Source organism: Vibrio genomosp. F6, assembly GCF_005146325.1.
In the GTDB taxonomy this organism is placed as follows: domain Bacteria; phylum Pseudomonadota; class Gammaproteobacteria; order Enterobacterales; family Vibrionaceae; genus Vibrio; species Vibrio cortegadensis.
Genome location: NZ_SYUT01000022.1, coordinates 40,851 through 52,999, shown reverse-complemented (window position 1 = coordinate 52,999; position 12,149 = coordinate 40,851). Strand labels below are relative to the sequence as shown.

Sequence of the window (12,149 nt, the reverse complement as noted above, 5' to 3'; positions counted from 1 at the left end):
AATTAATTTTTGGGGTCGATAGGGTTGTAAGCTATTTATATTTTCCCTAGTAACCTTGAGAAAGAACGTAGATTGACCATTGAGCCTATGGCGGCGAGAGATCTTACCCTGGTTGAGGATGTAAGAAGGATCCATTCATCAATCACAGGGTTTATTAGTAGGATAAAGTTAGGCGTCTTGTTGCCTGATATTTAATTTTTTTCACTAACGGCTAATCAGCATTTCTAGTAACGACGAAAGCAGCAGCAGAGAAAGTAGTAGTGTTAACATTGAAGGAATGGCTTCTTTCCAAGTATCAAATTTGAAATGGAAGTACATTGCTCCCACAGAAGTTAACGCAATTAACCCTGCACCTAGAGAATTTAGCAACGACTCTTCCGTAATCATTCCTACGAGCATTCCTATTGCACCGATAGCTTCAATTACCCCAACGGCAACCATTAAAGCTCGGTTAAGGCCATACTTATGAAAGAAGGCTAATTGAGGTTCAAATACGGGCTTGATCCATCCAAATATTTTAATGGAACTTGCAAACAAAAAAAATGTAATCAGCAACCCTTGAATAATCGACATATAAGTTTATCTCCTTATTAATTTGATATAGCTATTTAAGCATTCCTAAATCATCATAAGTAGACTACTATTTGACTTATTATGATTCTAAATAGGAATGCATATGGACAAAATTCAATGCTTAACTGTTTTTACCCGCGTTGCTTTTCATGGAACATTTACGGCTGCTGCAAATGAACTAAATATCACTCAAAGCGCTGTGAGCAAGAAGATAGCTTGGTTAGAGAAAGAGATTGGTATCACATTATTCCACCGTCATTCTCGTGCAATCAGCCTTACAAACGGTGGGAAACAATATTTGAAGTTAGCGATAAAGCTGACTGAAGAGTTGAGTACATTTGAATCTCAGCTAAGGCAAGAACAAACTATTGTATCGGGTAAATTGAAACTATCAGTACCTAGTGCATTTAGCGTGCGTTTGCTTTCTTCACCACTCAACGAGTTTATGAACTTGAACCCTAATTTAACCGTTGATGTGTCGGTATCAGATAAGTTAGTTAATTTGGTTGAAGATGAGATTGATATTGCAATTCGAGCAAGTTATCTCAAAGATTCGGGGTTAAAAGCCAAGTGGCTGATGGACAATGAGCTTGTCTATTTTGCGTCAGTCGATTATTTAGCGAGCCATCCGCCAATTATGAAAGCAAGGGATTTGGAGCAGCATAAGTGCCTTACCTATGCCCTATCTAACCCATCAAACTTGTGGCGATTTTATGATGGAAAAGAAGAGCTAAGAATAAAAGTGCATGAGCGAATTAGAAGTGACAATCCCGAAATGTTAGTGAAGATGGCAAAACTTGGCCAGGGTGTGACAGGAATGCCTAAGTGGATGATAGAAAAGGAACTAAAATCAAATGAGCTAAAAATAATATTGGATCAGTATCAGCCTTTTAAATTGCCTATGTATCTACTTTATAAAGATGTAGATCACCAACCACAAAGTATTCGTTCCTTTATAGATTTTCTATCCGATTACTTCTTTCGAAATGAAAAAAGATAGAACAGCACCAAGTAAATCGAAAAACGTAAGGGTATTCCATTTTTGAGATTATTCATATTTGGTTGAGTTTATTCGATCAAAAATTCAGCGAAATATGATGGAGCTACCCATGTTTGCCGTCAGCATCAGGTAGTGCTTGTCGATTTCAGGTGTAAGGTGTTCATAAACAGTCTTGGGTCGGCAATATTGCTCAGGATTGCTGGAGTTGGTAAGCAATCATCATCAACGTAGTCGGCATAGTCTGCCGCCGAATCAAAGATTAAAATATCCAATGCCAATCGATCTAACCCATATCGACCTCGGTGGATCATATCCGCTGAAAATACCAGCAAGTCTCCTGCGGCTAACGGTATCTGCTTACCGCTAGAGATGCTGTCGCTGCTCACTTTACCATTCACTTCTTGGCGAACATTAAACTCTTCTTCGTTGTCCCAGCGTTTGTGCGTACCAGGGATAAGCTCCATACCGAGTTCATCAAATAAGGGCACACGAAGGTGCAATACTTGGGTTTCCATGATGACGTTCATTTGGTCATCAATGTCGTAGTCGTACTGACAGTCACGATGCCAGAAGTCTTTTTGTTGTGGGTTCATAGGGTTGAAGAACAGTTGAGTGTTCATAAAAGCAGGGTTGTTTGGTAACACCGCATCGACTATGTCCATCACTTTTTTTGAGCTGATGAAGTCAAACAATACGGTTCTATCGTCGGTGGGTAAGTATTCGCTACCTGTAATTAAAGAGGAGTTAAATGCTTCTTCTTGATAGAACTCTTCGTTGTCTGCTTTCCATGCTTCATGAAATTTCAGTACAACATCTCTAAGCGATGCAATTTGAGCTTCATCGAAATAATTTCTGATAACAAAGTAACCGTGTTCATCGTAACGGTGACTTAATTGTTGGCTGTTTTCTACCACTGACTACCTTCGTTCATTTTGTACCGTGTAATAACCACAGATTTCTTGGGCATAATGCCAGACTGTCGTCGTTCAACCAAGTCACTAATGGGATAATTAATAGATGTAGTGGAGTAATAAGAATATGTGTTTATTAGTTCTATGCGTTTTCCGGTTTATATCTTTCAGTGTCAAAGATGCTCGCTTTAAATTCTGATTACTTATCGCTAGATTCTTGAAATATCGGTTCTTTCTTGTTTTTGAAATAGAACAGAGTGCTGATCGAAACAAACAAAAAGGTGAAGTAGTAGAAGAACGAAGACAGTGAAGCTAAGAAATCAAGGTTTTGTTCCATCTCTTGTTCGGTGTAGTTCTGAGACAGCAATTTGTAGTAGTAGGCGTACAAAATACCTATAGAACCGTATCCAAGATTAAACATTAACCCTTTGAAGCTTAGAACGGTTGCTCTGTTGTTTGACTCGGTCTTTTTATTAAGATGGTAACTAATAAAAATGTTCATTGTCATGATGATAAAAATTAGCACTAATGCAGGTATTACCCCGTAAATCGACCACCCTAAACTTATGCAATAATAGGTTACCATCGTTGCTAAACCCATGACAAAGATGAACATTTTTGGATCCATTCGCTCAGCTAACTTACGGCTTTGCCCTGCTAGTACTATTTGTAGCACACTGATCCCTGCTCCAATAAGACCGAAATAGATAATGGGTATATCAATGGCGCGATAGTATTGGCTGTTCATGGTTAAAAACATCCGCGATGTGTGTTCGAATAAACTGTAGTAGAGCAATATGAACAGCACATACGGTGTGGAAAGTACCCATTTCCCCGTATTTAGCGTTAATTTAAGGCTGGCGATGGTGGTCGCTAATTTGCTGTGATGTATTGGCAGTGTTTTGTTGTCTTCTTTCATATTGATCGCAGCATAAAAGGCGAGCATTGCAACAAAGAGGGTGGCGTAAACAGGTATACGCATGATGTCTTGAGTCTTTTCTGGCTCGTTTAATCCAAGGAACGAATAGACGGTCGCCATAAAGTTCACGTCATACATTGCTGCTCCCAATAAGGTGACAAAAATGCCGACAGTCGAAGCGATGCGAATTTGGATCTGTAAGACTTGCGGCCACGCCTCCTCTTTACCTTGCTCTTTTAATGTGTCGTAAGCTAGTGCTTCATCGGCACCGCTTGCCAGCGCCATTGCTAAGCCACTTAATACTCGGTTGACTAAAAATACAATGAATACCAAGTTGGGGTTTCCAGTAGGCACAAAGGCAATCATCGCGATTTCGATAAACATGACAATCGAAGATAGAACCACGAGCTTTTTGCGCCCTAAAGTATCGGCAAATGCCCCTGATGGCACCTCAGCAAGTACGATGGTGGCAGCCCAAACTACATTAAGCATCGCAAATTGAGATAGGGTTAGCCCGTAATCTAAATAGAGTAGGGTGAATACAGGATAGTAAAAACGCGCAAAGTAGCTGCATCGAAACATGAGGAAGTAGCGGACATTGCCGATTTGAAGGACTTCTTTGACCGTCATGAAATGTCCATTTTTTAATAATATAATGTTAGGTATATACCCTTTTAGCCTTGAAGGTAAAGGTTAACCCTCACAAATCACCTCTCATAAACCCGCTCGACATTAACTTGGCTTATATATCTATGTTTTCCTGTTATTTATGTGACATAGAAAGAAGCCCAAAGAGTTAAGTCTTTGGGCTTTTGCTAGCTAGCGTTATACGTGTGAATTAATTACATGTATTTGTCAAAGAAGCTAATGATAGCTTGCTCTGCTTCTGGGCCATCAGGACAGTGTCCAGAGTTACCGTAGTATGCCACTTCGCCTTTTGTTGAAAGCCCCGCAGTATATTTCATTTCTTCTGGCGGGTTGACCATGTCATCTTTGGTGTTGATTGCCAATACAGGAACATCCGTTTCATTGGCTTTGAAGCCTTTCGTCTTAAGAGCTAGCGGAATCGTCCATTCTCCATAAGAGTCAAGATTGCTCACATCTTTAACTCCAACTCGGTAACCGTAAGACATCGATGACATTAATGGAGCATGGTGGAATACTTGTGTATCAGTAAGAACGTCCGTTACCACTGCACAACGTGCCACGCCTGCTTTTAGCTCTGGTGTATTAAGAATGAATGTCAGTAGTGGAACACCGCCACCAGATGAACTTAGAGCACCAACATTACTGCTGTCTAGCTTTGAGTTTGATTTCACATAGGCTAGAGCGGCTTGGTGAGCTTGATCTTCTTTACCAAGTTCAATAATGATGTTGTTATTTAAACCGCCACCAGGAATATCAAAAGTTAGAACAGCAAAGCCTTGTTTTAGCAAGCCGTCAATTGATTCGCGATGTTCTGTTAGGATTTTATCCACGCCACCAGTGTAAAGAATGACGCCAGGTTTTTTCGCACCCTTTGGAACATGTAAAAGACCTGTGATAGTACCACCGTCAGCAAGTGGCATTTCTACACGCTCGATATCAATAGTTTTACTCAATGACTCTGCTTTAAGGTACATGTCTAGAGAGCGTTCAATTGCGTTGTGCTCGTGGTCAGTTAGATGGTTTGGGTATGATGCAATCAAATACATCATTGATGCTTTGCGGTATGAGTCATAGTCGTTTGCTGATTTTGCAAAAACGTCTGCTGCTTGAGTGAACTCATAAGTCCAGTGACCAGCTTCGTTGGTGTTTTTAAAATCGCGCAGTGTTTCACCAGAGTCGATTTTATCGAGAATGCTCCGAATTTCTTGCTCAGGTACGATTGTGTTCCAATTATCCATTCTTAGCTCGCGGAACCACTTAGACTGATCTGCCTCTAGTGATTGTTCACCACGGAATTTTTCATGTGCGTCGATGTTGTTTGCTGTTGCACCAAATGAGGTTAGGCCAAGTAATACACTTAGGGATATCATTTTTTTATTCATACAATACTCTTCTCATGAAAACAGATAAATTCAGTACAAATAGAGTATTTCCATCGATGTCGAAAAAATGTCGAGCCACGTCAATGTAAGTGCAGCAAGATATAAGTGAGATCTATATGTTGCGCTTGCTTTTCTTTTTTGTGGTCCATTTCATAGAATGCGTAAGTGATGGTAAGTACCCTTGGTAGCTTAATTTTTTATACATCAGGTTACTTATGAAGTCCTCATCACGTAGCAAATCTATTGCGATTGTTTCCGCTGTCATTTTTGTTCTTGGGCTACTTTCGCTCAATGTTAACCAATTAGGTTTAGCCCCTATTTTTGTCATTGTGATTGCCTTTTTTACGATGTTAGTCCACGGCTTTCTTCATTTTAGTGGCCGTAATAACGGCGATGTATTTGAGGCGTATCAAGACTCGCAGAAAACCAAAGCAGAAGCTCTTGAGAGTAGCTTCAATAATCGAAAGTAAAAGTTAAGCTGAGATCATGGACAGATATTCGAATTTTTGGCGAAGAACATTTGCATTTTTTATCGATGGGCTTGTACTTCTACCGTTTGAATGGATTGGTGATTACATTCTCTCGTCAGGCGCTAATCCATTTGGGGTTCTATTTTGGGGGATATTTTATTCGACTCTTGGGGTCGCTTATTACGTCATACTGCACGCTCTATTTGGACAAACGGTTGGGAAGTGGATTTTGAAAATAAAAGTTCTCGATCTTTCAGAGGACAGAATATTAACTTTTCGACAATCACTGATGAGAGATATTGCACCTCTCATAATGTTGCCATTCTCTTTTTATTTTTATACTCAAATCGCCTTCAACGGGCAAAGCCCAGAGAGCCTAGGAACTCAACCATTACCACACTTCGTTGGTCTTGTAACACTCACATGGGGAGTTATAGAAATACTATCGATGCTTTCCAACGCAAAACAACGCGCTATTCATGATTTTATAGCGAGATCTGTGATCGTAAAAGTGTAGTAAGTCTTTCTGTATCAATCGTAAACAGCTACTGGTTGTGAGCAAATTTAGTGATTGCGGCAAAGCTTAAAGCGATGGTATTGGTGTGAAAGGCTAATTGTGTATTAGAAATTTACGGTCAGATCATTTGGGTAAACAAAAGCAGACCCTTTACGGGATATGAAAGGAATAAAATTATGCTTGAGAGAGTGGAAGACGTCATTGCTAAGAATGATATTGATTATGAAATAGTTGGAAGTGCTATCAACCTAAAGCTGGGTCGAGCTGGTGGGAAGGTGACGATCAAGTATGACTACGCAACTAATTCATACCATTACAACTGCAATGAATATATGTTGGGTTTATCTAGCCTTATATTTTTTGTGATGTCATTTAATACCATGTACCACCCAGAGCAACAAACATGGTCAGGTTATGTTGCTGGAATGATGTTTTCGGTAGCTATATTTAATTTAGTTAATATTGTACTGGCTCATATTCAGATTTTGGATCTAAAAGCTCAACTAAGAGAGGTTGGTGTCTATCTGAAGTCAGCCTTCTGATCTGTTTTGATGAGATCAAGTGCTTGTCCAAATAGATAGTGCAGGTTTAGTAAAATATTCAGGTTGTGGGCGTATAAACTGACACCAGAAGAGGACGTGGCGTTCTGGACTGAAAGTGTATGTGGAATAGTAAACAATCAGTAAGGCGCTCGGTCCTGTGTGAGGCTGCTCAGTCTTTATTTTCGATCAAACTATCAACTATTGATCACTCTATTAGCATAACCAATTAATTCAGTAAGTTACTTATGGTAATATCCAATCAGACACTAATAAGCTTGCTGTATATGGTAATACTTCGTGATAGAAATCTTAAAAATTACAAGAATGATGGCGCAAGGCAGAACGAACCCGTATCTCTGTGAAGGTGATGATGGCAAACAGTATGTCGTAAAAGGCAGCAGTGCTACTTGTCGAGGGCTTGTAAAAGAATGGATAGTAGCTCATCTAGCGAAAAGCTTTGGTTTACCTATTCCGGATTTTAAAATCGCTTGGGTTGATGATTTACTAGTTGAATACAGCTCTTTTGACTTAGAGGCTGGTTATTGTTTTGCTTCGTCATATAAACCTAACATTCAAGAAATAACCTATAATCAAATACAGAAAGTTCCACAGCAGCTACTTCGTGATCTGTTTATTTTTGATTATTGGATTCAGAATAATGATAGAAACCTCACTGATAAAGGTGGAAACCCTAACTTTTTCTTAGAACAAAAGACCAAAGAAACGTGTGTTGTTGATCATAACCTAGCTTTTGCAGATGACTTTAAAATTGATGAACATAAAGAACAACATGTAAGTTCAGGCTCTTGGAATGGCTTAGAACTAGTCGATAAAGAAGTTTATACAGAAAAATTTCAAAATGCCCTGCAAGATATTGACAATATCATCAGTGAGATACCAGAAGAGTGGTTAGAAATGTATCCAATCGATACTATTCGAACAGAAATTACGTTAGTATTGCAGAAATTCTTAGATGAACCGTTTTGGGAGGACATATCATGAAAGTAGCTTTACAATTCGCGATTGTTCGCTTTATGCCATTCGCAGAAACATCAGAGTTTGCCAACGTTGGTATACTTGCGTTTGCTCCAAAAACTGGATTTGTAAGCTATAAATTAGCCCCTGCCAGATTTAAAAGAGTATCTGATTTCTTCGATGATCTTGAAGGGCAACTTTACAAGCAAGCTATAGCAAACTTTGAAGATGAATTAAATTACATCCAAAACTTTGCAAAGAATATTAGCGGTAAAGAGCTTGTTGTGTTAATGAACGAAGTGACTCGAACTAGAGAAGGTTTGATGACGTTTGGCGAAACTGGTGCAATGATCACAGATGATTGTCAGCTTGCACTTGAACAACTCTTTGATCGCTATATCGGAAGAGACTTTAAAGATACAAAGGAATACCGAGAGCAACAGATGGTTAAAGCTCTTAGACAAGAGCTGAAAACTTTAACCATTCGGTACAAAGAGCAAAGTCTTGATACTGGCTTCAGTCAATTTAAGATTCCACTAGTAGCTAAAGAAGCAAATATAACTAAAGCGATCAAGCCGTTAGCATTTGATCAAGCGACTCCTTTAGCACTCGTTGACCACGGGGATCGTTGGATATCTCGTGTTAAGCACTTACTACAAGCTAACGCTTTGAACGAAGATAACTTCTTATTTACGATTGAAAGACCTAGGAATAAAAAAGAAGAGTTTGTAGCTGCTTTTGATACTGTGGAAAAAGGAATGAAAGAACTAGGTGTAAAAGTTATTCCATATCAGAACAGTAATGAGATATTGAAATTTGCTGAGTTTGATTTAGATTACTTAGTTGATGATTTTAAATTAGTAACGAACTAATATAAATAAGAAAAGGCTACTTAGAGTAGCCTTTTTTACCTGCGAGTGAACGTTTTTATCATTTCATTTTGGCAATTTCTCTGGCAAGTTTAAGTAGTTTTGTTGATGTTTTAGCTCTAACTCAGATTGAATACCTAATAGTGCAATCCCTGCCAATATTTGTTGTGTCCCCACTTTTCGTAAATACTTTGTTCACGGCCTTTTGCCATTCTCATAAGTCTTTTGCATTCAGGTGGTATAGGCTTTCCCTTGTTCCAATTTGCGATGTTCCTCACGTTTTTAAGTGCAGTTCAGCGACTTCTTCATTGGCCATTGGCACTCTAAGTCTCGAAAAATGCAATTCCTACTCATTTCGCGATGCTTTAAGAATAAATCCCCTAAATACAAGAGGTTGTACTACGTTTGTAAGATATGCACTATTAAACATAATCAAACATAATCAAACATAATCAAACATAATCAGACATAAGAGCGCAGAGTAAGCACTGTAGAGAAGCAAACCAGCTGAGTCGTTTTACACTACAATAAGTTATTAATAGATTGCTAATTTAGAATAACTACTGGCACATTTATGTCCAGAAACGAGTCAGAACACAAAAAAGAGTGTGTGATCACCAAGCGATTCCGAGTTTGCGCAGCAGAACGCGCAATACCGGCGTATTACAAAGCCACCGAAAAAAGTGGCTTATTGAATTTAAAATTAATCCTCTATATGACTTTTTCGAGGTAGTTTATGTATCATCCAATAGCCTACGCTCATAGCTAACACGACGGATGCGATTGCAAAAAGATAATTTGCACTCGTTGATTCAATGTCAATAATAATCACCTTTCGAGCGATAGCCATTAAAGCTGTAGCCATTACTATTTTGACATGAATGACATTATCTCTAAGGTAAACGGTGATATTGATGAAAATTTCTATCGCGATTAGTACTGCCATAAATGCACCAAAAGTGGCTAGCATGTCTGATATTGTCAAAATAAAGAATGGCGGCGATGTCAGCTTCTTATATAGAATCCATGACACATCAACGACACCCATAATAATTACAAATACCATAAGAATAGATAGTACTCTTACCGACCAGTGAATAACGACTTGTAGGCTACTTGAGAATCTATCATTATTGTCAATTTTCATATCGTTAACTCCATTTACCGCGTCGTGGACACAATGGGAGAAATAAACTCACTTGGTTTTAAGGTAACAACGGTTGCATTTAATTTATTTAGCCAATATTCAGCCTTGTTCCCCATTAAATATCCGGCAATACCGGTTCGCGACATGGATCCTAGGAAAGTGACATCAATTGAGTTTTGTTCAATAAATGTTGGGAGTAGCTCTTTGGCATGGCCTTGTATTAGCTCGATATGAACATTAACGGTATTGTTATTATCTACAAGGTTATCTATGAGAGCTCTCATTTTTCTCGCACGTTCAATCTTCATTTTCTCTTTAAGAATCGCGATATCAGTATCGTTATAGCCGCTCCATTTTCGCAAGAAGCCTTCAGACTCTAGCTCCCATATGTGGCACAAAACTAACTCAGAATTTGTTGCTTTGCATAAATCGTATGCAGAATTGAGTATTCTCTTACACAGATCAGCACTTACTTGTTCATCAAGGTCTATTGCCGCTAAGATTTTTTTGGACGAATGCAATTCGCGAGTGGTAGACCAAATAGGAATCTCAGATTTACGCATTAGATGAAGTGTTGTGCTCCCTCTTTGACAGGCATGAGACTTACTTTTTCGATGGCTATCAATCACTATAAAATCAGAACCTTCAGATCTGGCACACTGAATTATCTCTATGAACGGGATACCGATTCTTACTTGAACATTAAAATCGATATTTTTATATTTACCTTTTAATTCACTTACAAGTGTTCTTAATTGTGAATAGTATATTTTGGTGACTTTATCGAGAATATCTAACGTTTTTACAGAATATTGACTAATTTCTTTTAGCTCATCCATATCCTCGATAACCATTAATAACGTAATTTTTGATTCACATTCATCTGCGATATTAAGTATATTGTTGAGAGATGACGTTATCTTTTGTTCAGGTGCTACTGGGACTAGTAATTGTTTAAATAACATGTTGCCTCCAATTTAACTGTGATTCGTTGTGCTTTACAAAAACAATACGTCACCGTATGTATTAATAATAATTAATAATAACAATGATGATCATAGATATTTATCTATACTTAAATTCAGCTTAACTGGCTAAGCTCTTAGAAATTAGGCATAGAACACAGAGGACGATATATGCAATTATTGAGAAATCGGTTGTCCAATTTTCGGAGTTTTCGAGTATTTCTTACCGTCTATGAAGAAGGTTCAGTTTCGAAGGCTGCTAAAGTTTTAAACCTGACTCAACCAACGGTTTCAATACAGCTTAAGCAGTTTTCGGAGCTTCTTTCTGTCGAGCTTTACTACTTGCAAGGAAAAAAACTGGTGTTCACCGAAGCGGGCCATATTACCGCTCGGTACTGCATGCAAATCGTGCAAAACGTCGACGATTTAGAGATTGAAATTGCCAATTTGACACAATTAAAATCGGGAACGTTAAAAGTAGCAGCCGTGACATCTTGTGAGTATTTTGTTCCACATTTAATAGGAAGCTTCTTAGATAAACATCCTATGGTGGACATCGTTTTGAAAGTAGACAATCGAGACAGCATAAAAGAAAGGTATATAAATGGTCGAGATGACTTGTACTTATTCAGTCATATTGATAGTGATATGAAAGGCGATGTTGTCCCTCTTTTTCCCAATAATTTATATGCCATTGCGAACAAAAGTCATCCTCTTGCTCTTAAAGAACGCGTTACTTTACGGTCACTGGCAGGTTTTTCTTGGATCTTACGAGAGCAGGGCTCAGGCACTCGCCAAGCAATAGAAAAACACCTTGAGCGGCACGATTTAAATATAAAGCCCAAATTTGTAATGGAGAGCAATGAAGCAATTAAACATTGTGTTATGGCTGGTATGGGGCTTTCTATCCTCTCTGAATATGCCTTAACCCAAGAGAATCCAGATAACATCGCTATATTGTCAGTCGACACGTTCCCTATTGAAACGCACTGGAATCTTGTCTTTCCGAGTACCAAGCAACAAAGTCCACTCAGCCAAGCATTCATGGCGCATCTTATTGACTATAAAAAAATACTGAAAGACAGTTTGATCAAAAAAGAAATATCTCAATTTTTTAGATTGCATAACATTTCAACTTAAACAAAAGATGCGTAATGAGTACCATTTATTTAACCGCAGCTTGATACGGTGGTGGGGGATTTATTGAGGGGCTTGGAACTTATTCAGGTTG

General features: G+C 38.5%; 13 protein-coding genes and 1 pseudogene. 7 read left to right on the top strand and 7 right to left on the bottom strand.

Going from position 1 to position 12,149, the window contains the following annotated elements:
* Positions 1-204 precede the first annotated feature (204 nt).
* Positions 205-573 (bottom strand): DoxX family protein, encoded by a 369-nt coding sequence (locus FCV43_RS08190; RefSeq protein WP_113797050.1) that lies wholly within the window; start codon positions 571-573, stop codon positions 205-207.
* Between the two features lie 103 nt (positions 574-676).
* On the opposite strand from FCV43_RS08190, the gene FCV43_RS08185 reads away from it, so the two are divergent.
* Positions 677-1,573 (top strand): LysR family transcriptional regulator, encoded by an 897-nt coding sequence (locus FCV43_RS08185; RefSeq protein WP_136994808.1) that lies wholly within the window; start codon positions 677-679, stop codon positions 1,571-1,573.
* Positions 1,574-1,698: 125 nt separating this feature from the next.
* Here FCV43_RS08185 and FCV43_RS08180 read toward each other — a convergent pair whose 3' ends face one another.
* The 3 genes from FCV43_RS08180 to FCV43_RS08170 all read right to left on the bottom strand — a co-directional run bounded on the left by FCV43_RS08180 (position 1,699) and on the right by FCV43_RS08170 (position 5,433).
* On the bottom strand, positions 1,699-2,487 hold the full coding sequence (locus FCV43_RS08180; protein WP_136994806.1) for a phytanoyl-CoA dioxygenase family protein: 789 nt from the start codon (positions 2,485-2,487) through the stop codon (positions 1,699-1,701).
* A 196-nt stretch (positions 2,488-2,683) separates the two neighbouring features.
* Complete coding sequence (locus FCV43_RS08175) at positions 2,684-4,033, bottom strand: MFS transporter (protein WP_136994804.1); 1,350 nt, start codon at positions 4,031-4,033, stop codon at positions 2,684-2,686.
* A gap of 212 nt (positions 4,034-4,245) precedes the next feature.
* Positions 4,246-5,433 (bottom strand): alpha/beta hydrolase, encoded by a 1,188-nt coding sequence (locus FCV43_RS08170; RefSeq protein ID WP_113797042.1) that lies wholly within the window; start codon positions 5,431-5,433, stop codon positions 4,246-4,248.
* Positions 5,434-5,648: 215 nt separating this feature from the next.
* Here FCV43_RS08170 and FCV43_RS08165 point away from each other — a divergent pair, with 215 nt between their 5' ends.
* The 5 genes from FCV43_RS08165 (at position 5,649) to FCV43_RS08145 (ending at position 8,809) form a co-directional block, all read left to right on the top strand.
* The gene (locus FCV43_RS08165; RefSeq protein ID WP_017054753.1) at positions 5,649-5,903 is read left to right on the top strand and encodes a hypothetical protein; all 255 of its coding nucleotides are present in this window, start codon (positions 5,649-5,651) and stop codon (positions 5,901-5,903) included.
* Positions 5,904-5,919: 16 nt separating this feature from the next.
* A complete protein-coding gene (locus FCV43_RS08160) occupies positions 5,920-6,420 on the top strand; it encodes an RDD family protein (protein WP_017054752.1) in 501 nt (166 codons plus the stop codon).
* Between the two features lie 176 nt (positions 6,421-6,596).
* The gene (locus FCV43_RS08155) at positions 6,597-6,962 is read left to right on the top strand and encodes a hypothetical protein (protein WP_017054751.1); all 366 of its coding nucleotides are present in this window, start codon (positions 6,597-6,599) and stop codon (positions 6,960-6,962) included.
* A 297-nt stretch (positions 6,963-7,259) separates the two neighbouring features.
* Entirely contained in the window at positions 7,260-7,964 is a 705-nt protein-coding gene (locus tag FCV43_RS08150; RefSeq protein WP_240697140.1) for a HipA family kinase, read from the top strand.
* On the top strand, positions 7,961-8,809 hold the full coding sequence (locus FCV43_RS08145; RefSeq protein WP_017054749.1) for a DUF3037 domain-containing protein: 849 nt from the start codon (positions 7,961-7,963) through the stop codon (positions 8,807-8,809). Before FCV43_RS08150 ends, FCV43_RS08145 begins: the two co-directional genes overlap by 4 nt.
* Positions 8,810-8,867: 58 nt before the next feature.
* Here FCV43_RS08145 and FCV43_RS20615 read toward each other — a convergent pair.
* From FCV43_RS20615 to FCV43_RS08130, 3 genes and pseudogenes are all read right to left on the bottom strand, one after another.
* Positions 8,868-9,160 (bottom strand): annotated as a pseudogene (locus FCV43_RS20615) (regulator).
* Between the two features lie 349 nt (positions 9,161-9,509).
* Complete coding sequence (locus tag FCV43_RS08135; protein WP_017051369.1) at positions 9,510-9,953, bottom strand: phosphate-starvation-inducible PsiE family protein; 444 nt, start codon at positions 9,951-9,953, stop codon at positions 9,510-9,512.
* Positions 9,954-9,967: 14 nt separating this feature from the next.
* Positions 9,968-10,918: a universal stress protein gene (locus FCV43_RS08130; protein WP_113800036.1), complete on the bottom strand. Its 951-nt coding sequence runs from the start codon at positions 10,916-10,918 to the stop codon at positions 9,968-9,970.
* Between the two features lie 171 nt (positions 10,919-11,089).
* Between FCV43_RS08130 and FCV43_RS08125 the strand changes: the two genes are divergently transcribed.
* Positions 11,090-12,058: a LysR family transcriptional regulator gene (locus tag FCV43_RS08125; RefSeq protein ID WP_017051367.1), complete on the top strand. Its 969-nt coding sequence runs from the start codon at positions 11,090-11,092 to the stop codon at positions 12,056-12,058.
* The last annotated feature ends 91 nt before the right edge of the window (positions 12,059-12,149 follow it).